The sequence below is a fragment of the Streptomyces sp. NPDC085596 genome, assembly GCF_044541565.1.
In the GTDB taxonomy this organism is placed as follows: Bacteria; Actinomycetota; Actinomycetes; order Streptomycetales; family Streptomycetaceae; genus Streptomyces.
Map to the genome: position 1 here is coordinate 195,758 of NZ_JBITTC010000010.1, position 18,729 is coordinate 214,486.

Below are 18,729 nucleotides of genomic sequence, written 5' to 3' on the forward strand. Positions count from 1 at the left end.
GCGTCACATCCCTTCCCGGGTGCTGCGCATGGCGCCGAAGCCGGTCACCCGGACCAGCAGCAGCGACAGCGCGGTGGCGGCCACGACCAGGAAGGACGCGATGGCGCTCGCGTAGCCGAAGTCATAAGCCTTGAAGCCCGCCTCGTACATCAGGTACGGCAGGATCGCGGTGTCGGTGCCCGGACCGCCCTGGGTGAGGATCAGGACGGTCTCGAAGTAGGTCAGCGAGCCGACGACCATCAGCACACCGGAGGTGGCCGCGGTGTTGCGGAGCTGGGGCAGGGTGATGGAGCGGAACCGGCGCAGGCGTCCGGCGCCGTCGATCGCCGCCGCCTGGTAGAGGACCTCGGGGATCTGCCGGGCGCCGCCCTGGTAGATGAGGGTGTGGAAGGGGATGAACTGCCAGCCGCCGACGAAGACGAGGGCGAGGAAGGCTCCGGAGGTCGTGCCGAGGGTGTCGCCGGGCACGATGCCGAAGTTGGGGTCGAGCAGGGCGTAGAAGAGCAGCGAGACCGCGGTCGAGGAGAGCAGGAACGGTACGAAGAAGATGGCCGACAGCACGGCCCGGTTGCGCTGCGGGCCCGCCGCCCACACCCCGAGGAGCAGGGCGGCGGTCGTCTGGAAGGCGCAGCTCACCACGGTCAGCAGGACGGTGACGGCCAGCGAGCGGGTCAGCCGGCCGTCGGTCAGCAGGGCATGCCAGTTGGCGAGTCCGGCCGGGCGCGGCTCGCCCAGGCCGTTCCAGGTGGTGAAGGACAGGCCGAACGCCAGGGCCATAGGGACCAGGGCGAAGAAGCCGAAGAACAGCACGGCGGGCAGCGCCCAGGACGGGTGCGGGCGTCCGGCGCCTCTGCCGGCGCTCACTTCAGCTTCTTCAGCGCCGCCACGAACGCCTCCGGCGACGACTTGCCGACGAACAGCTTGTTGACCTCGGTGAGCATCGGCGTGGCCGCGTCCGGGTCGACCGCCTGGTCCCAGCTCAGCGTGAAGGCGGGGGCCTCGCGGACCATCCGGTACTGGAAGCGGGCGAACTCGGGGCTGGGGGAGGCGTCCAGCAGCTTGTCGGCGTTCGCGGTGGCGGGCACGTCCCCGTTGGCGATCAGCTCGCGGGCGTAGGTGTCCGAGGCGCAGGTGCGCAGGAAGGCGAGCGCGGTGTCCTTGTTCCGGGTACGGGTGTTCACCGACCAGTAGTTGGTGGGGTTGCCGACCACGTTGCGGATGTCGCCGGCGCCGCCGTCGAACTCCGGGAACGGGCACCAGCCCAGGTGCTTGCGGGCGAAGTCCGGGAACTTGCCGAGCTGGGTGGAGTACTCCCAGGACCCCATCAGATGCATGGCGGCCCGGCCCTTGGCGAGGGCGGCAGGCGCCCCGCCGTTGGTGTACGCCACCGAGCTGAAGCCCTTGCCGAAGGCGCCGTCGCCGACGAGTTCCCGCACCGTCCGGGCGGCCGCCAGCACAGCGGGGTCGCCCCAGCCGGCCGCGTCGCCGTTCTTGATCCGGTCGAACACCTTCGGGCCGCCGATCCGGTCCACCAGGTACTCCAGCCACATGAGTTCGGGCCAGATGTCCGCGCCGCCGAGGGCGAAGGGGGTGATCCCGGCCTTCCTCAGCTTCGCGTTGTTGTCGAGGAGCTGGTCCCAGGTGGCGGGCGGCTTCAGGCCGTGCTCGGCGAACAGGGTCTTGTTGTAGAAGAGGATCACCGGCTGCATGCCGCGCATCGGGATGCCGTACTCCCGGCCGCCGAGCGCCCCGGCGGCGAGGACGGAGGGCAGGAAGCCGTTCTTCAGCACCGGGTCACCGGCGATGGTGCCGGTGAGGTCGAGGACCTGGCCGGCCTCCTGGTACGCCTTGATGGAGCCGCCGCCCCAGTTGAAGAACACGTCGGGGGCGTTGGGCGAGCCCATCGCGGTACGCAGCTTGGCCGGGTACTCCGCGCCGGGCACCTTCTCCAGCCGGAGGCTGCCCTTGGTCTCGCGGGCCGCCGCCGAGCCGTTGAACCGGGAGACCGCCTTCGCCTGCACCTTCGCCGCGTCGTCGCCGTACACGAACGCCGTGAGGGTGCCGTCCGAGCCGCCGGGCCCGCCGGAGCCGCAGGCGGTCAGCCCGGCGGCCGAGACGAGGGCGGTGGCGCCCGCGCCGAGGAACCAGCGTCTGCTGTAGGTCTCCATGTGCCGGGCACCCCTCACGATCGCGACCGAAAGTTTCGAGCGGCAACTCGAATGTTCCGGGAACGTAAGGCCGTCCTGAGGGTTCGTCAAGAGGTCGCGCAGAGCTACGATCACGGCCATGGAACCGTCGAAGACCGCAGCGAAGCGGAGCGCCACGCTCGCCGAGATCGCCCGAGAGGCCGGGGTGTCGGCTCCGACTGTTTCGAAGGTGCTCAACGGCCGGGCCGACGTGGCGGCGGCCACCCGCACCCGCGTCGAGGAGCTGCTGCGCACCCACGGCTACCGGCGCAGGCGGGCCGAGGTCACCCGCTCGCCGCTGATCGACCTGGTCTTCCACGAGCTGGAGAGCGCCTGGGCGATGGAGGTCATCCGGGGCGTGGAGAACGTGGCCCGCGACGCGGGGCTGAGCGTGGTCCTCTCCGAGAGCGCCGGGCGCCTGACCCCCGGCCGCACCTGGGCCGACCAGGTGGCCGGGCGCCGCCCGCACGGGGTGATCCTGGTGCTGTCCGGGCTCGACGAGTCCCAGCGGGCCCTGCTGACCAGCCGTTCGGTGCCCTTCGTGGTGATGGACCCGGCGGGCGATCCGGGGGCCGACGTCCCCTCGGTCGGCGCCACCAACTGGCAGGGCGGACTCGCCGCCACCCGGCATCTGATCGACCTCGGCCACACCCGGATCGGCGCGATCGGCGGCCCCTCCCGCATGATGTGCGCCCGCGCCCGCCTCGACGGCTACCGCTCGGCGCTGGAGACCGCCGGGCTGCCCGCCGACCCGGCGCTGATCCGGGAGGGCGACTTCCACCACGAGTCCGGCCACCGCCTCGGCCTCGACCTGCTCGGCCGCCCGGACCGGCCCACGGCCGTCTTCGCGGGCAACGACCTCCAGGCGCTCGGCCTGTACGAGGCCGCCCGCGAGCTGGGGCTGCGCGTCCCGGAGGACGTGAGCGTGGTCGGCTTCGACGATCTGCCCGTCGCCCGCTGGGTGGGGCCGCCGCTGACCACCGTGCGCCAGCCGCTGACCGAGATGGCCGAGGCGGCCGCCCGGCTGGTGCTGGAGCTGGGGCGCGGGGAACGGGAGCGTACGACCACCCGGCTGGAGCTGGCGACCAGCCTGGTGGTGCGGTCGAGCACGGCGGCGCCGGCTCCCTAGGGGGCGTGGCGAAACTTTCGAAGGGCCTACGCCGGGTGCCCGATCAGCATGGTCGGGGCGCCCGCCACGCGGGTCATGAACACCGTCGCCGAGTGGGGGCCCTGCGGCTTGACCTTGCGGCGCAGTTCCTCCGGCTCGACCGCCGAGCCGCGCTTCTTCACGGTCAGCGTGCCCACCCCGCGCTCCCGCAGCAGCGCCTTCAGCTTCTTCACGTTGAACGGCATCCGGTCGGTGATCTCGTAGGCAGAGGCGTACGGGGTCGGGCGGAGTCCGTCGGCGGTGATGTACGCGATCGTCTCGTCCAGCAGGCCGCCGTCCAGCTCCTCGGCGACCTCCGCGACCAGGTGGGCCCGGATCACGGCGCCGTCCGGCTCGTACAGGTACCGGCCGGGCGGGCGGACCGCCGGGTCGGGCAGGCCCCGGCCCTGAAGGGTGCGGGGGCCCGGCAGCAGGGTGGCGCGGACACCGCCCGGCGCGCCGGTGCCGAACCACAGCACGGCCTCCTTCACATCGCCCCCGTCCGAGATCCACTCGGCCTCGGCCTCGGCGGGCACCGCCTCGTGCGGGATGCCGGGGGCGATCTTCAGGGCGGCGCGGGGCGCGGCGAGCGCGGTGGCCACGGCCCAGGACAGGGGCGGGGAGTACGCCTCCGGGTCGAAGATGCGGCCGCGTCCGCCGCGCCGGGCGGGGTCCACGAACACCGCGTCGTACCCGGCGGTGTCCACCTCGGTGACATCGGCCTCGCGCACCTCGATCAGGTCGCCGAGGCCCAGCACCTCGGCGTTGGCGCGCGCCACGGCCGCCGTCAGCGGGTCCCGGTCCACCGCGAGCACCCGGATTCCGGCGCGGGCCAGCGCGAGGGCGTCGCCGCCGATCCCGCAGCACAGGTCGGCCACCGAGGTGATGCCGAGCGCCCGCATCCGCTCCGCGCGGTACGTCGCCACGGTGGCCCGCGTCGACTGCTCGACGCCGTTCGGGGTGAAGAACATCCGGTCCGCGTCCTCGGCCCCGAACTTGGCAGCGGCCCGCTGTCGCAGCCGGGCCTGGCCGAGCGCGGCCGACACCAGTCCTGCCGGGTGGGTGCGGCGCAGCCGGGTGGCCACGGCGAGTTCGTCGGCCGGCGCGGTGCCGCGCACCTCGTCGAGGAGGGCCCGGCCCTCGTCGGTGCGCAGCGCGTGGAATCCCTGGAGGGCGGAGAGCTGGTCGTTCACCGGCTCATTGTGGGCCAGTCGGTGGACCGCGCGCCTCCGGCGGCGGTGTCGGGCCGGGATCGGCGCCGGTGCCTGCCAAGATCCGGCACCATGCGACATGTAGTACAAAATGACAAATCCCGGGCCGGGTTTCGGGCCGGGTCCCGGTCCCTGGCCGTCCGTTGCTCGGTCGCCGCCCTGGCCACCGCCGCCGCTCTCACCGGCTGCGCGGACTCCGGCTCCTCCGGCTCCGCTCCCGCCGGGCAGGGAGGCCCCGCCAAGGCCCCTGACGCCGCCTCGGCCCGCTTCGCGGAGCAGCGGCGCATGGTGGCAGCGGCCCGTAAGTGGCGGCTCGACCAGGTCCCGCTCACGGCCCCGGCCCCGCCGAAGGTCAAGCCGAGGATCACCGCCCGCGACGGCTTCGAGGTGGACCACCAGGAGGACGAGAACCTGCCCCCGGTCTTCACCACCGTCCCCACCGACAAGAAGATCGTCTTCCTCACGATCGACGACGGCGCCGAGAAAGACCCCCGGTTCCTCTCGATGATGCGCGAGCTGAAGGTCCCGTACACCGCCTTCCTCAGCGACTACCTGGTGAAGGACGACTACGGCTACTTCCGCAAGAGCCAGTCGTACGGCAACACGCTCGACAACCACACCCTGACCCACCCCTATCTGCCCGGCCTTTCCTACGAGCAGCAGCGGCGGGAGATCTGCGGCATGCAGGACATCATGGAGAAGCAGTACGGCAAGCGCCCCGAGGTCCTGCGCCCGCCCTACGGCGACTACAACCAGGACACCCTGCGCGCCGCCAAGTCCTGCGGCATCAAGTACGCGCCGATCTGGAACGAGGAGGTCTTCGTCGACCACTGGGAGTACCGCGAGGACGACAGGCGGCTGCGCCGCGGCGACATCGTCCTCACCCACTTCCGGGGCACCGACGAGTGGGACGGCACGATGGTCGACGACATGCGCCGCTTCCTCGACAAGGTCACCCGCGAGGGATACGCCGTGGCACGCCTGGAGGACTACCTGTGAAGCGCCGGGCGCGGCCGGCCCGCGGCCACCTTACGGCGCGGGCCGTCGCGCTCGCCTCGGCCGTGCTGCTGCTCACCGGCTGCGCCCAGTCGGTCGACCCCATCGAACGCCTCGGCAAGAAGGCCGCGGAGGGCGTCCGCCGCTCGGCCCCGGCCCCCGAACGCGCCTACCGCCGCTGGGGCCTGGCGACCCCGCTCGCCGCCCCGCCCCGCCACCTGGCCCGCCCCCTGGCCACCCGCACGCTCGGCCACGCCGGCGTGGTGGACCGCATCGCCACCACCGACCGCGTCGTCTTCCTCACCTACGACGACGCGGCCGTACACGACCGGAGCCTGACCGGGCTGATCGGCGAACTGCGCCTGCCGGTCACCGTCTTCACGACCCCCGACGGCCTCGGCCCCGGCCGCCCCGCCCGGCTCCTCGCGGCGGGCGTCACCGTCGGCGGCCGCCTCCCGCGCCGCCCGGTCCTGCCCGGACTGTCCCGCGCCCGCCAGCGGGACGAACTGTGCGCCCGCCAGGGCCGCCTCGCCGCCCGCCTGGGCACCCGCCCCCGGCTGCTGCGCCCGCGTGCGGCCGCGTACGACACCACCACCCTGCGCGCGGCCGCCGACTGCGGCATCACCGCCCTCGTCCGCTGGCGCGCCGGGACCACACGGGACGGCCTCGCCTACACCGGCGGCCCCGAGCGCCTGGCCCCCGGCGACATCATCCGCGTCACCCCGGAGCGCGAGGGCGGCCTTGCCGGGCGCACAGCCCGCGTGCTGAGGGAGGTCCAGGAACGGGCCCTGACGGTGGGAAACCTGGAGGACTACCTGTAAGTCCAGCCCGTCCAGCCCGTCCGGCGTTCGAGGACGAGGCGGGGCAAGCGGACCAACAGCACAGTGAAGGCACGCCAAACAGGTACCCGACGCCGACGCGCCGCACGGCAATTGGCACTCCGCTTGACCGAGTGCTAACCCCGGTCATAGTCTCGGCACTGGCACTCGGCACATGAGAGTGCCAACAAAGCGACGGGCAGATCCGGCACCCGCGACGACGGATCGACCTGGTCGCCACCTCAGACAGTCAACCCCGTGAATTCTCAGAAGGGGGAGGTCGGATCGTGACGACCACCAGCTCCAAGGTTGCCATCAAGCCGCTCGAGGACCGCATCGTGGTCCAGCCGCTGGACGCCGAGCAGACCACGGCCTCTGGCCTGGTCATCCCGGACACCGCGAAGGAGAAGCCCCAGGAGGGCGCCGTCCTCGCCGTCGGTCCGGGCCGCTTCGAGAACGGCGAGCGCCTGCCGCTCGACGTCAAGGTCGGCGACATCGTGCTGTACAGCAAGTACGGCGGCACCGAGGTGAAGTACAACGGCGACGAGTACCTCGTCCTCTCGGCCCGCGACGTTCTCGCGGTCATCGAGAAGTAGTTCACCCCGAAGCATCTGCTTCACCACTGCGCCCCTGGTTCCCGCGACCGTTAAAGAAGCCGGGCGTCCAGGGGCGCAGGCACATCCACCCAGATTTTCCGAGAGGGCTCCCGCTGTCATGGCGAAGACACTGAAGTTCGACGAGGACGCCCGTCGCGCCCTTGAGCGCGGCGTCAACAAGCTTGCCGACACGGTGAAGGTGACGATCGGCCCCCGTGGCCGCAACGTCGTCATCGACAAGAAGTTCGGCGCGCCCACCATCACCAACGACGGTGTCACGATCGCCCGTGAGGTCGAGATCGAGGACCCGTTCGAGAACCTCGGCGCCCAGCTGGTGAAGGAGGTGGCGACCAAGACCAACGACATCGCGGGTGACGGCACCACCACCGCCACCGTGCTCGCGCAGGCGCTGGTCCGCGAGGGTCTGAAGAACGTCGCCGCCGGCGCGTCCCCGGCCGCCCTGAAGAAGGGCATCGACGCCGCGGTCAAGGCGATCTCCGAGGAGCTGCTCGCCTCGGCCCGCCCGATCGACGAGAAGTCCGACATCGCCGCCGTCGCCGCGCTGTCCGCCCAGGACCAGCAGGTCGGCGAGCTGATCGCCGAGGCCATGGACAAGGTCGGCAAGGACGGTGTCATCACCGTCGAGGAGTCCAACACCTTCGGTCTGGAGCTGGACTTCACCGAGGGCATGGCCTTCGACAAGGGCTACCTGTCCCCGTACTTCGTCACCGACCAGGAGCGTATGGAGGCCGTCCTCGACGACCCGTACATCCTGATCAACCAGGGCAAGATCTCCTCGATCACCGAGCTGCTCCCGCTGCTCGAGAAGATCATCCAGACCAACGCCTCCCGGCCGCTGCTGATCATCGCCGAGGACGTCGAGGGCGAGGCCCTGTCGACCCTGGTGGTCAACAAGATCCGTGGCACCTTCAACGCCGTCGCGGTGAAGGCCCCCGGCTTCGGCGACCGTCGCAAGGCGATGCTCCAGGACATGGCCGCCCTCACCGGCGCCACGGTCATCTCCGAGGAGGTCGGCCTCAAGCTCGACCAGGCCGGCCTGGACGTGCTCGGTTCCGCCCGCCGCGTGACCGTCACCAAGGACGACACCACCATCGTCGAGGGTGGCGGCGACTCCGCCGACGTGCAGGGCCGCATCGGGCAGATCAAGGCCGAGATCGAGAACACCGACTCCGACTGGGACCGCGAGAAGCTCCAGGAGCGCCTCGCCAAGCTGGCCGGCGGCGTGTGCGTGATCAAGGTCGGCGCCGCCACCGAGGTGGAGCTGAAGGAGAAGAAGCACCGTCTGGAGGACGCCATCTCCGCGACCCGCGCCGCGGTCGAGGAGGGCATCGTCTCCGGTGGTGGCTCCGCGCTGGTGCACGCCGCGAAGGTCCTCCAGGACGGTCTCGGCAAGACCGGCGACGAGGCCACCGGTGTGAGCGTCGTCCGCAACGCGGTCGTCGAGCCGCTGCGCTGGATCGGCGAGAACGCCGGCCAGGAGGGCTACGTCATCGTCTCCAAGGTCAAGGACCTGGAGAAGGGCCACGGCTACAACGCCGCGACCGGCGAGTACGGCGACCTGGTCAAGGCCGGCGTCATCGACCCGGTCAAGGTCACCCGCTCCGCCCTGGAGAACGCCGCCTCCATCGCCTCCCTCCTCCTCACGACCGAGACCCTGGTCGTCGAGAAGAAGGAAGAGGAGGAGTCCGCGGCGGGCCACGGCCACAGCCACGGTCACTCCCACTGACACACCGGCCCCTCGGGCCACCGACTTCGCCCCGTCGGGTTCTCCCGGCGGGGCGAAGTGCTGTCCGCGGTACTGGGATGACGTCGGCCGGGGCGGCGACCCGGGCCAACCTCCGTCAGCGCGGCCCGTACTTGCGGCCCGTGCGGGCGCTGATCCCGCCCAGCAGGCCCCGGGGTGCCACCTTCGCCAGGCCCATCAGGGCCTTGTAGCGGGGGTCGGGGATGGAGACGGTCTTGCCGCGCGCGAGGTCGGTCAGCGCCTCGGCGACCAGCTTGTCGGCGTCCAGCCACATCCAGCCGGGGATGTTGTCCGTACCCATCCCGGCCCGCTCGTGGAACTCGGTCCGCACGAAGCCGGGGCACAGCGCCATCAGCCGGACCCCGCTGCCCGCCAGGTCCTTCGCCGCGCCCTGGGTGAACTGCACGACCCACGCCTTCGAGGCGCCGTACGTGCCGCGCGGGACGAAGGCCGCCACCGAGGCGACGTTCACCACCCCGCCGCGCCCGCGCTCCCGCATCGCCTCCGCCGCCGCCGACGTCAGCCGGAGCACCGCCTCGCAGTGCACCTTGATCATCTTCAGCTCGTCGGCCATGGAGACGTCGAGATAGCGGCCCTTGTTGCCGAACCCGGCGTTGTTGACCAGCAGATCGACCGGGTGCCGGCGGTCACCGAGCCGCTCGGCCACCGTCTCGATGCCCTTGTCCTCGGCGAGGTCGGCGGTCAGCACCTCCGCCTCGATGCCGTGCCGGTCGTGCAACTCGGTCGCCTGCTCCCGCAGCCGCGCCGTGTCGCGCGCCACCAGCACCAGGTCGTGCCCGTCCGCCGCCAGCCGCCGCGCGAACGCGGCGCCGATGCCCGCGGTCGATCCCGTAATCAGAGCCGTTGTCATGGCCCAAGAGTAGGGCGGCCTCCGGTCCGTCGTGACGGCTGCTCAGCGTGCCTGCTCCGCCAGGTACTTGTGGACCCTGGCCAGCGTCTCGCCGTGCAGGGCGTCGCCCGCCGCGAGCAGCGACGGCAGCAGCTCGCGCTCGGTGGTCACCGCGCGGAACTGCGTCGCAGCCGTCACCCCGTGGTCCGGGCGGTGCACGATCTCCACCGCGTCGCCCGCCCGTATCTCGCCCGGCTCGATCACCCGCAGGTAGGCACCCGTGACGCCCTTCCGGGTGAACCTCTTCACCCAGCCCCGCTCGGCCATGTGGCCCTGGAACGTACGGCACGGAATCCGCCCCGACGTCACCTCCAGCACCACCCCGGAACCGATCCGCCAGCGTTCGCCGATCAGCGCGCCGCACACGTCCAGCCCGGCCGTGGTGAGGTTCTCGCCGAAGAAGCCGTTGCCCAGCGGCCGGCCCAGCTCGCGTTCCCACTCGTCCAGGTCCTCGCGCGCGAACGCGTACACCGCCTGGTCGTCCCCGCCGTGATGGCGCAGCTCGCACACCGCGTCCCCGGCCAGCCCGCTGCCGCCGACCCCCTTCGGCCCCGGCGCCGCCACCCGCACCGGCCCGTCGACGGGGCGCTTGTCGATGCCCGTCACCCCCGCGGCCTGGTCGGTGTACGGCACCGCGCGGGGTCGCCCCAGATTGACGGAGAGAAGCTTCATGCGCGCACGGTACGTGACCGTTCCCCAAAGCGTCGACGCGATATCGGGACCCGGTCCCAAGCACGCCTTATGCTCGAAGGGTGATCGAGGCCCGCCATCTCCGCGTCCTGCGCGCCGTCGCCACCACCGGTTCCTTCTCGGCGGCGGGGCGCGAGCTGGGCTGCACCCAGCCCGCCGTCAGCCAGCAGATGAAGGCGCTCGAAACCTCCGTCGGCACCCCGCTGCTGGTCCGGGGCGGCCGCGAGATGCGACTGACCCAGGCCGGAGAAGCCCTGGTCAGGCATGCCTCCGGCATCCTCGCCGGGCTCACCGCCGCCGAGGAGGAGGTCGCCGCCATCGCGGGCCTGCGCGCGGGCCGGGTCCGGCTCGTCTCCTTCCCCAGCGGCACCTCCACCCTGGTCCCCACCGCCCTCGCCGCCCTGCGCGCCGCCCACCCCGGCACCCGGGTCTCCCTGGAGGAGGCCGAACCGCCGAGATCCGTGGAGCTGCTCCGCGAGGGCGACTGCGACCTGGCCCTCGCCTTCCGCTACGAGGGCGCCGCCCCCACCGAGGAGTGGGACGACCTGGTCGTACGACGGCTGCTGACGGACCGTCTGGTCGCCCTGGTCCCCGAACGGCACCGGCTCGCGGGCGCCGACACCGTCGCCATCGGAGAACTGGCCGAGGAGCCCTGGATCGCGGGCTGCCCACGCTGCCGCGGCCAGCTGGTGCGGGTCTGCGAGGGCGCCGGATTCACCCCCCGCATCGACTTCGCCACCGACGACTACCCGGCCGTGGTCGGCCTGGTCGGCGCCGGCCTGGGCGTGGCCGTACTGCCCCGGCTGGCGGTGGAGTCGGTACGGCCCAGGGGAGTGCGCGTGGTCCGGCTGGAGCCCGCGGTACGACGGGAGATCGTCGCCCTCACCCTCCCCGACCTGGCCCAGGTCCCGGCCGTGGCCGCGACGTTGGAGCAGCTGGGCCGGGCGGCTTCCCGCGCGTAGGCACGGGTCAGGGGCACGCGTGTGCGCGCCCTGGTGATTGCAGAAACGTTCCTTCAGGCGTGCGGGCCGACGCCCCCGCTGGTGGTGGACACCAGACGGTTGCGGGCCCGGCCCATCAGCTCTTCGCGCTCGTCCTCGGTCAGCCCGCCCCACACGCCGTACGGCTCACGCACCGCCAACGCGTGGGCCGCGCACTGCGCTCGGACCGGGCACCGCATGCAGACCTCCTTGGCCGAGTTCTCACGTGCACTCCGCGCCGCACCGCGCTCGCCCTCCGGGTGGAAGAAGAGCGAGCTGTCCACCCCTCGGCAGGCTGCCAGCAGCTGCCAGTCCCACAGGTCCGCGTTCGGTCCGGGAAGGCGGGAGAAATCTGCCATTACGTGACCCCTTGTAGCCGTTCTGGGCGGATACTGTGCCTTCGACCGTACATCTCCGGTCTAAGGAGATGAAAATATGACTCATTGCGAATCTAGCCTCAGACACCGAGAAACGGGACCAAAAACGGCTAAATGGGGCACGGGTTGTGATGAAAAGCCGTGGGTCCGTCGAGCATGTCTGCACCGTGTCGGAGCCCTCACGTAGAGTGCCGAAGTCAGTACGCCGACCCGTAACTCTTTCGGGTGACCGTCGTTGAGAGTGCGGAGGCGGTTGAAAACACAAGTGCTCGGGCAGGCGTCCGAGACGGTCGACCGCACAGGTGACGATTCCGTACCAGCCTGGAGGCTCAAGGTGACGCGCATCAGCTGCGGAGGGCGGTCATGACTTCCGTCCTCGTCTGCGACGACTCCCCGCTTGCCCGAGAGGCGCTTCGCCGCGCGGTTGCGACCGTGCCCGGCGTCGAGCGCGTGACGACGGCTGCCAACGGCGAGGAAGTCCTCCGCCGGTGGGGCGCCGACCGCTCCGACCTCATTCTCATGGACGTACGCATGCCCGGCCTGGGCGGCGTCGAGACCGTGCGCCGTCTGCTGTCCGCCGATCCGGGCGCGCGCATCATCATGCTGACCGTCGCCGAGGACCTCGACGGCGTCGCCCTCGCGGTGGCCGCGGGCGCGCGGGGCTATCTGCACAAGGACGCCTCCCGCGCCGAGCTGCGCGCGACGGTGACGCAGGCCCTCGCCGACCCCACCTGGCGGCTGGCCCCGCGCCGGCTGCGCTCGGCCGAGATGGGCGCCGCGCCCACGCTCACCGCGCGTGAGATCCAGGTGCTGGAGGGCATGAGCCACGGCCGCTCCAACGCGGAGATCGGCCGCGAGCTGTTCCTCTCCGAGGACACCGTCAAGACCCACGCCCGGCGCCTGTTCAAGAAGCTCGGCGCCTCGGACCGCGCCCACGCGGTGGCACTCGGCTTCCGCTGGGGACTGGTCCGGTAAGGGCATGCGCAGCCGCTGCGCCCGGCCTTGGCTCTGTGCTTCTCGGCGGGCGTCGGAGGGTGTTCGGGTGTGCGGGCGGTCGGCCCCGGCGGCGGGGTCGGTCTCCGCTGACGTCGTCGCGGTTGCCTGGTTGGGCTTTCTGGCGGAGCTGCTCTCGGCTGGTGCCGTCGGTGTGCCTGATGGGCGTGGCCCGTCGGGGCCGCCGGCAGCGGGGTCGGTTTCGGCCGATGCCGAGAGTGTGTGCGTCGGAAGCGACCGGACGGGCTCCCGGCCGGGGGCGGTTCCGGCTGTCGGCGGTGCCCTTCGCGGACGCGGCCGGCCCGGCTCGGTTTCGGCCGGTGCCGGGGGCGCCCCGCGTGGGAGCGGTCGGGCGGAGCTTGTTCCGGGTCGAGTTCCGGCCGGTGCCGGACGCGACTCGGCGGGGCCGGGGTCGGGCGCCGGAAGTGCCCTTTGCCTACGCGATCCGTCGGGTCCGCTGTCGGTCGACGCCGGGGTCGTCCCTCGGCCGTACCGTCCCGGTACCGGGTGCGGTCGGCCGCGTCCGGTGTCCATCGGTGGCGGGGACCCTCGTCGGACGGGTTCCGCGTCGGCCGACGCCGGGGGCCGCCCGCCGCGGCTGAGCCCCGTGGGCCGGCAGACCGGTGGCGGCGCTGCTGAAGCAGGTGCTCACGGGCACGTCCGTACCGGCACAGTGGGCGTCGGACCCGGTGGATTCCCCTCTGTCCACGCCCCGCGAGGGACCGCGTGCTGCTTGTTTCGGCGGGGATGCCGCATCCTTGAGGTGTGGAGTCTCTCGGGGACGAGTCGAGCGAGCGGAAAACGAGCGGAAGGGGAGGGCGCAGGAGATGAGTGCCGGCGCACCTGCTCATAACGCTTCGGTGCACAACCACGAACGCGATGCCACGGACCGGACGGCCGCAAGGCACCATGGACCGATGCGCGACGACGAGGCGGGCACGGCCCCCGGGCCGATCGGAGCCCTGGTGCACCGTGCCGTCGACGGGGACGAGCAGGCCACGCACGACCTGCTCGCGCACGTCCACCCCCTCGCGCTGCGCTACTGCCGCACCCGCCTGTCCCGGCTGCCCGGCGACGCCCGCCACTTCGTGGAGGACCTCGCCCAGGAGGTCTGCGTGGCGGTGCTGCTCGCCCTGCCGCGCTACCGCGACACCGGCCGCCCCTTCGAGGCGTTCGTCTTCGCCATCGCCTCCCACAAGGTGGCGGACCTCCAGCGCGCCGCGATGCGCCACCCCGGCTCCACCGCCGTCCCCTCGGACGAGATGCCGGAGCGGCCCGACGACTCCCTCGGTCCCGAGGAGCGCGCCCTGCTCAGCTCCGACGCCGCCTGGGCGAAGAAGCTGCTGGCAAACCTCCCCGAGAACCAGCGCGAACTGCTGCTGCTCCGGATCGCCGTGGGCTTGACCGCGGAGGAGACAGGGCAGATGTTGGGAATGTCACCAGGAGCGGTGCGAGTGGCCCAGCATCGCGCGCTGAGCCGCCTGCGCGCCCTGGCCGAGCAGTAGCCCGCGACCGCCATGCCGAGGTGCGCCCCGGCGTGCCGGCGGCGGATTCGCCCTGGCGTGAACGAGCCGGTGAGAGGCCCGAGAGGGCCCGGCGCCGACCCGGCGCGGACCCGTGCGTGAGCACGCGCGCCGCCGAATCCGTACGAACATACGAAGCCTGAAGCGCCCCCATAGCGTGGAATTTGCTTACGACGCTTCCCGTTAGCATGGACATCCGCACCGATCAAGGCCATTTGGGGAAGGTGTCATGACTGCCAACGTCGACGGAGTGCCCGGTAAATTCCAGACGCTCGGGCTGACCTACGACGACGTGCTGCTGCTGCCGGGCTCGTCGGACATGGCGCCCGACGAGATCGACACCGCCTCGTACGTCTCCCGGAACGTGCGGGTCAACATCCCGCTGCTGTCCGCGGCCATGGACAAGGTGACCGAGTCCCGCATGGCGATCGCCATGGCCCGTCAGGGCGGCGTGGGCGTGCTGCACCGGAACCTGTCCATCGAGGACCAGGCCAACCAGGTCGACCTGGTGAAGCGGTCCGAGTCGGGCATGGTCACCGACCCGATCACGATCCACCCGGAGGCCACGCTCGCCGAGGCCGACGCGCTGTGCGCCAAGTTCCGCATCAGCGGCGTGCCCGTCACCGACGGCGACAAGCGGCTGCTCGGCATCGTCACCAACCGCGACATGGCCTTCGAGAACGACCGCACTCGGCGGGTGCACGAGGTCATGACGCCGATGCCGCTGGTCACCGGCAAGGTCGGCATCTCCGGCCCGGAGGCCATGGAGCTGCTGCGCAAGCACAAGATCGAGAAGCTGCCGCTGGTCGACGAGCGCGGTGTGCTCAAGGGTCTGATCACGGTCAAGGACTTCGTCAAGGCCGAGCAGTACCCGAACGCGGCCAAGGACTCCGAGGGCCGGCTGCTGGTCGGCGCGGCGGTCGGTGTGGCCGGTGACTCCTTCGAGCGCGCCCAGGCGCTGATCGAGGCGGGCGCCGACTTCATCGTCGTCGACACCGCGCACGGTCACTCCCGCCTGGTCGGCGACATGATCGCCAAGATCAAGTCCAACTCCTCCGGCATCGACGTGATCGGCGGCAACATCGCCACCCGCGACGGCGCCAAGGCGCTGGTGGACGCGGGCGCGGACGGCATCAAGGTCGGCGTCGGCCCCGGCTCGATCTGTACCACCCGTGTGGTCGCCGGTGTCGGTGTCCCGCAGGTCACCGCGATCTACGAGGCCGCGCTCGCCGCCAAGGAGGCCGGTGTTCCGGTCATCGGCGACGGTGGCCTGCAGTACTCCGGCGACATCGCCAAGGCCCTGGTCGCGGGCGCCGACACGGTGATGCTCGGCTCGCTGCTCGCGGGCTGCGAGGAGTCGCCGGGCGAGCTGCTGTTCATCAACGGCAAGCAGTTCAAGTCGTACCGGGGCATGGGTTCGCTGGGCGCGATGCAGACGCGTGGCGACCGCCGGTCGTTCTCCAAGGACCGCTACTTCCAGGAGGGCGTCGCCTCCGACGAGGCGCTGATCCCCGAGGGCATCGAGGGCCAGGTGCCCTACCGGGGTCCGCTGTCCTCCGTGGTGCACCAGCTGGTCGGCGGTCTGCGCCAGTCGATGTTCTACGTCGGCGGCCGGACCGTGCCCGAGCTCCAGGACAACGGCCGGTTCGTCCGGATCACCTCGGCGGGTCTCAAGGAGAGCCACCCGCACGACATCCAGATGACGGTCGAGGCGCCGAACTACAGCAGCAAGAAGTGACGCACGCGCACGCGTGCGGGTCGTGACGAGGGCGGTTCCGGGGCATCCGGGACCGCCCTCCTCGTCGCCGTGGACGGCCATCGCCCGGCCGGTCGGCGATACTGGAAGACGCTGTAAGCATCAGGGAAAGGCATGACGTGACTGAGATCGAGATCGGGCGCGGCAAGCGCGGCCGCCGGGCGTACGCCTTCGACGACATCGCCGTCGTCCCCAGCCGCCGTACGCGGGACCCGAAGGAGGTCTCGATCGCCTGGCAGATCGACGCCTACCGTTTCGAGCTGCCGTTCCTGGCCGCTCCCATGGACTCGGTCGTCTCCCCGGCCACCGCGATCCGCATCGGTGAGCTGGGCGGCCTGGGTGTCCTCAACCTCGAGGGCCTGTGGACCCGGCACGAGGACCCGCAGCCGCTGCTGGACGAGATCGCCGAGCTGCCGGCCGAGCTGGCCACCCGCCGCCTGCAGGAGATCTACGCGGCTCCCGTCAAGGAGGAGCTGATCGGCCAGCGCATCAAGGAGGTGCGCGACGCCGGTGTGGTCACCGCCGCCGCGCTCTCCCCGCAGCGCACCGCCGAGTTCTCCAAGGCGGTCGTCGACGCGGGTGTGGACATCTTCGTCATCCGCGGCACCACGGTCTCGGCGGAGCACGTCTCCTCCTCGCACGAGCCGCTGAACCTGAAGCAGTTCATCTACGAGCTGGACGTTCCGGTGATCGTCGGCGGCTGCGCCACGTACACCGCGGCCCTGCACCTGATGCGCACCGGCGCGGCGGGTGTGCTGGTCGGCTTCGGCGGCGGCGCCGCGCACACCACGCGCAACGTGCTGGGCATCCAGGTCCCGATGGCGACCGCGGTCGCCGACGTGGCCGCCGCCCGCCGCGACTACATGGACGAGTCCGGCGGCCGGTACGTGCACGTGATCGCGGACGGCGGTGTCGGCTGGTCCGGCGATCTGCCCAAGGCGATCGCCTGCGGCGCCGACGCGGTGATGATGGGCTCCCCGCTGGCCCGTGCCACGGACGCGCCCGGCAAGGGCCATCACTGGGGCATGGAGGCGGTCAACGAGGAGCTGCCGCGCGGCCAGAAGGTCGACCTCGGCACCGTCGGCACCCTGGAGGAGGTCCTCACCGGCCCCTCCCGCATCCCCGACGGCTCCATGAACTTCTTCGGCGCCCTCCGCCGCGCCATGGCCACCACCGGCTACAGCGAGCTGAAGGAATTCCAGCGCGTAGAGGTCACGGTCGCGGACAGCCAGCACCGCCGCTGATTTTTTTTCGCGGAGAGGGCCCGGTCACCACGGGGGTGACCGGGCCCTTCTGCGTGCGTGCCGTCGGCTCAGAGACGGTGCGCCGCGCCCGTTGGGGTCGCTCCTCTGGTGTCCAGGAGGAGTTGGGCCTTTACCGAGAGGCCCTGGAGGTCGTAGGTGCGGTGGGGCTGGAGGAGGAGGGTGAGGTCGGCGGCGGCCGCGGCTTCGTAGAGGGAGTCGGCGCGGGGGACCGGGCGGTCCAGGACGTGCCAGGCGGGGATGTGGGGGTCGTGGTAGCTGATGGAGGCGCCCAGTTCCATCAGGCGGACGGCGATCTCGTGGGCGGGGGTGCCCTGCTGGTCGGCGAGGTCGGCCTTGTAGGTGACGCCGAGGAGGAGGACGCGGGCGCCCCGGGCGGACTTGCCGTGCTCGTTGAGGAGGGCGGCGGCGCGCTGGACGACGTAGTGCGGCATGCGCTCGTTGACCTGCTGGGCCAGCTCCACCATGCGCAGGCCCCGGCTCGCGTGGCCGGTGAGGTCCTGCGGCACGCCGTGGCCGCCGACGCCGGGGCCCGGCCGGAACGCCTGGAAGCCGAACGGCTTGGTCTCCGCGCAGCGGATCACGTCCCACAGGTCGACGCCCAGCTCGTGGCAGACGACGGCCATCTCGTTGACGAGCGCGATGTTGACATGCCGGAAGTTGGTCTCCAGCAGCCGTACGGCCTCCGCCTCGCGCAGCCCGCGCGCGCGGACGACCTTGTCGGTGAGCCGGCCGTAGAAGGCGGCGGCCGACTCGGTGCAGGCGGGGGTGAGGCCGCCGATGACCCTGGGGGTGTGGGCCTGGGTGTGGTCGCGGCTGCCGGGGTCGACCCGGCTGGGGGAGTAGGCGAGGTGGAAGTCCCGTCCGGCGCGCAGTCCGGAACCCTGCTCCAGGATCGGGCGCAGGAAGTCCTCGGTGGTGCCGGGCAGGACGGGCGACTCCAGGATGACCGTGGTGTGCGGGCGCAGCCGCCCGGCCAGGGTGCGGGCGGCCGCCTCGACCTGGCCGAGGTCGAGTTCGCCGTCGGCGCCGCGCGGGGTGGGCGCGCAGATGACGGCGGTGCGGACCCGGCCGAGCTGGGCCGGGTCGGTGCAGGGCCGGAAGCCGGTGGAGCGCATCCGGCGCAGCTCGGCGGGGCTGAGGGACCCCGCCTCGGGGCCGGTGGCGTACCCGATGGTGGGGATGCCTGCGGTGACGGCGGCCTGGGCCAGCGGCAGGCCGTAGGGACCGAGTCCGATGACGGCGAGATCTGCGGGCATGGCGTGAGCCGTCCTTCCCGATAGCCGAAGTGGGAATGGTGCGCAAGCCCTGTGGACTGGACGAGCGGGCGCACAGTCAGACTAGGTACAAATATGACCGTTATGTGTGATTGTGTTCGTGTGTCTTCGGGGTGATACACGCAGGTTGTCCACAGGCTGGGAGCCCGTGGTGGCCGAAGCCGCCCGACACCGCCACACTTTTGAGCAAGAGGTTCTGGGCATGAGGAGGGGACGAAGGGGCCGCGCTTCACCGGCGCGGC

At 71.7% G+C, this 18,729-nt stretch carries 17 protein-coding genes; 10 read left to right on the top strand and 7 right to left on the bottom strand.

All coding sequences use genetic code 11. The features are described from left to right. Positions 1 to 3: 3 nt before the first annotated feature. Together ACIGA3_RS26575 and ACIGA3_RS26580 are read right to left on the bottom strand one after the other, a co-directional pair. Positions 4 to 864, bottom strand: coding sequence for a carbohydrate ABC transporter permease (locus ACIGA3_RS26575; protein ID WP_399720326.1), 861 nt, complete (start codon positions 862 to 864; stop codon positions 4 to 6). Then, positions 861 to 2,168 (bottom strand): ABC transporter substrate-binding protein, encoded by a 1,308-nt coding sequence (locus ACIGA3_RS26580; RefSeq protein ID WP_399720329.1) that lies wholly within the window; start codon positions 2,166 to 2,168, stop codon positions 861 to 863. Before ACIGA3_RS26580 ends, ACIGA3_RS26575 begins: the two co-directional genes overlap by 4 nt. A gap of 118 nt (positions 2,169 to 2,286) precedes the next feature. Between ACIGA3_RS26580 and ACIGA3_RS26585 the strand changes: the two genes are divergently transcribed. After that, the gene (locus tag ACIGA3_RS26585; protein ID WP_399720332.1) at positions 2,287 to 3,315 is read left to right on the top strand and encodes a LacI family DNA-binding transcriptional regulator; all 1,029 of its coding nucleotides are present in this window, start codon (positions 2,287 to 2,289) and stop codon (positions 3,313 to 3,315) included. 26 nt (positions 3,316 to 3,341) lie between these two features. Here ACIGA3_RS26585 and ACIGA3_RS26590 read toward each other — a convergent pair whose 3' ends face one another. Further along, positions 3,342 to 4,634: a methyltransferase domain-containing protein gene (locus ACIGA3_RS26590; RefSeq protein WP_399720334.1), complete on the bottom strand. Its 1,293-nt coding sequence runs from the start codon at positions 4,632 to 4,634 to the stop codon at positions 3,342 to 3,344. On the opposite strand from ACIGA3_RS26590, the gene ACIGA3_RS26595 reads away from it, so the two are divergent. From ACIGA3_RS26595 to groL, 4 genes are all read left to right on the top strand, one after another. Beyond that, positions 4,617 to 5,543 carry a polysaccharide deacetylase family protein gene (locus tag ACIGA3_RS26595; protein ID WP_399720336.1) on the top strand — a complete coding sequence of 309 codons (927 nt, stop codon included), beginning with the start codon at positions 4,617 to 4,619 and terminating at the stop codon, positions 5,541 to 5,543. The genes ACIGA3_RS26590 and ACIGA3_RS26595 overlap by 18 nt on opposite strands. Beyond that, the gene (locus ACIGA3_RS26600) at positions 5,540 to 6,361 is read left to right on the top strand and encodes a polysaccharide deacetylase family protein (protein WP_399720338.1); all 822 of its coding nucleotides are present in this window, start codon (positions 5,540 to 5,542) and stop codon (positions 6,359 to 6,361) included. The genes ACIGA3_RS26595 and ACIGA3_RS26600 overlap by 4 nt, the downstream gene beginning before the upstream one ends. A 284-nt stretch (positions 6,362 to 6,645) precedes the next feature. Next, the gene (gene groES / locus ACIGA3_RS26605; protein WP_388996779.1) at positions 6,646 to 6,954 is read left to right on the top strand and encodes a co-chaperone GroES; all 309 of its coding nucleotides are present in this window, start codon (positions 6,646 to 6,648) and stop codon (positions 6,952 to 6,954) included. A 118-nt stretch (positions 6,955 to 7,072) separates the two neighbouring features. Further along, the gene (gene groL, locus ACIGA3_RS26610) at positions 7,073 to 8,701 is read left to right on the top strand and encodes a chaperonin GroEL (RefSeq protein WP_399720341.1); all 1,629 of its coding nucleotides are present in this window, start codon (positions 7,073 to 7,075) and stop codon (positions 8,699 to 8,701) included. 115 nt (positions 8,702 to 8,816) lie between these two features. Here the strand turns inward: groL and ACIGA3_RS26615 are convergent, their stop codons facing one another. Further along, positions 8,817 to 9,590 carry an SDR family NAD(P)-dependent oxidoreductase gene (locus tag ACIGA3_RS26615; RefSeq protein ID WP_399720343.1) on the bottom strand — a complete coding sequence of 258 codons (774 nt, stop codon included), beginning with the start codon at positions 9,588 to 9,590 and terminating at the stop codon, positions 8,817 to 8,819. 42 nt (positions 9,591 to 9,632) lie between these two features. Further along, entirely contained in the window at positions 9,633 to 10,301 is a 669-nt protein-coding gene (locus ACIGA3_RS26620; RefSeq protein ID WP_399720346.1) for an MOSC domain-containing protein, read from the bottom strand. A gap of 80 nt (positions 10,302 to 10,381) precedes the next feature. On the opposite strand from ACIGA3_RS26620, the gene ACIGA3_RS26625 reads away from it, so the two are divergent. Then, on the top strand, positions 10,382 to 11,281 hold the full coding sequence (locus ACIGA3_RS26625; RefSeq protein WP_399720349.1) for a LysR family transcriptional regulator: 900 nt from the start codon (positions 10,382 to 10,384) through the stop codon (positions 11,279 to 11,281). 53 nt (positions 11,282 to 11,334) lie between these two features. Here ACIGA3_RS26625 and ACIGA3_RS26630 read toward each other — a convergent pair whose 3' ends face one another. Beyond that, positions 11,335 to 11,658: a WhiB family transcriptional regulator gene (locus tag ACIGA3_RS26630; RefSeq protein ID WP_388996764.1), complete on the bottom strand. Its 324-nt coding sequence runs from the start codon at positions 11,656 to 11,658 to the stop codon at positions 11,335 to 11,337. 381 nt (positions 11,659 to 12,039) lie between these two features. On the opposite strand from ACIGA3_RS26630, the gene ACIGA3_RS26635 reads away from it, so the two are divergent. The 4 genes from ACIGA3_RS26635 (at position 12,040) to ACIGA3_RS26650 (ending at position 17,192) form a co-directional block, all read left to right on the top strand. Beyond that, positions 12,040 to 12,651, top strand: a complete 612-nt coding sequence (locus ACIGA3_RS26635; RefSeq protein ID WP_003948568.1) for a response regulator transcription factor — start codon at positions 12,040 to 12,042, stop codon at positions 12,649 to 12,651. A gap of 935 nt (positions 12,652 to 13,586) precedes the next feature. Further along, positions 13,587 to 14,174 carry a sigma-70 family RNA polymerase sigma factor gene (locus tag ACIGA3_RS26640; RefSeq protein WP_161149924.1) on the top strand — a complete coding sequence of 196 codons (588 nt, stop codon included), beginning with the start codon at positions 13,587 to 13,589 and terminating at the stop codon, positions 14,172 to 14,174. A 247-nt stretch (positions 14,175 to 14,421) separates the two neighbouring features. Next, the gene (gene guaB, locus ACIGA3_RS26645) at positions 14,422 to 15,930 is read left to right on the top strand and encodes an IMP dehydrogenase (protein ID WP_399720353.1); all 1,509 of its coding nucleotides are present in this window, start codon (positions 14,422 to 14,424) and stop codon (positions 15,928 to 15,930) included. A 137-nt stretch (positions 15,931 to 16,067) separates the two neighbouring features. After that, a complete protein-coding gene (locus ACIGA3_RS26650) occupies positions 16,068 to 17,192 on the top strand; it encodes a GuaB3 family IMP dehydrogenase-related protein (RefSeq protein WP_399720355.1) in 1,125 nt (374 codons plus the stop codon). 68 nt (positions 17,193 to 17,260) lie between these two features. On the opposite strand, the gene ACIGA3_RS26655 is transcribed toward ACIGA3_RS26650, so the two are convergent. Next, positions 17,261 to 18,469: a nucleotide sugar dehydrogenase gene (locus ACIGA3_RS26655; protein WP_399720357.1), complete on the bottom strand. Its 1,209-nt coding sequence runs from the start codon at positions 18,467 to 18,469 to the stop codon at positions 17,261 to 17,263. Positions 18,470 to 18,729 lie beyond the last annotated feature (260 nt).

Bases quoted from the DNA above. Each gene is read 5' to 3' on its own strand.
- ACIGA3_RS26580 (WP_399720329.1), bottom strand. From the start codon at position 2,168: ATGGAGACCTACAGCAGACGCTGGTTCCTCGGCGCGGGCGCCACCGCC.
- ACIGA3_RS26585 (WP_399720332.1), top strand. From the start codon at position 2,287: ATGGAACCGTCGAAGACCGCAGCGAAGCGGAGCGCCACGCTCGCCGAG.
- ACIGA3_RS26595 (WP_399720336.1), top strand. From the start codon at position 4,617: ATGCGACATGTAGTACAAAATGACAAATCCCGGGCCGGGTTTCGGGCC.
- groL (WP_399720341.1), top strand. From the start codon at position 7,073: ATGGCGAAGACACTGAAGTTCGACGAGGACGCCCGTCGCGCCCTTGAG.
- ACIGA3_RS26615 (WP_399720343.1), bottom strand. From the start codon at position 9,590: ATGACAACGGCTCTGATTACGGGATCGACCGCGGGCATCGGCGCCGCG.
- ACIGA3_RS26620 (WP_399720346.1), bottom strand. From the start codon at position 10,301: ATGAAGCTTCTCTCCGTCAATCTGGGGCGACCCCGCGCGGTGCCGTAC.
- ACIGA3_RS26630 (WP_388996764.1), bottom strand. From the start codon at position 11,658: ATGGCAGATTTCTCCCGCCTTCCCGGACCGAACGCGGACCTGTGGGAC.
- ACIGA3_RS26635 (WP_003948568.1), top strand. From the start codon at position 12,040: ATGACTTCCGTCCTCGTCTGCGACGACTCCCCGCTTGCCCGAGAGGCG.
- ACIGA3_RS26640 (WP_161149924.1), top strand. From the start codon at position 13,587: ATGCGCGACGACGAGGCGGGCACGGCCCCCGGGCCGATCGGAGCCCTG.
- guaB (WP_399720353.1), top strand. From the start codon at position 14,422: ATGACTGCCAACGTCGACGGAGTGCCCGGTAAATTCCAGACGCTCGGG.
- ACIGA3_RS26655 (WP_399720357.1), bottom strand. From the start codon at position 18,469: ATGCCCGCAGATCTCGCCGTCATCGGACTCGGTCCCTACGGCCTGCCG.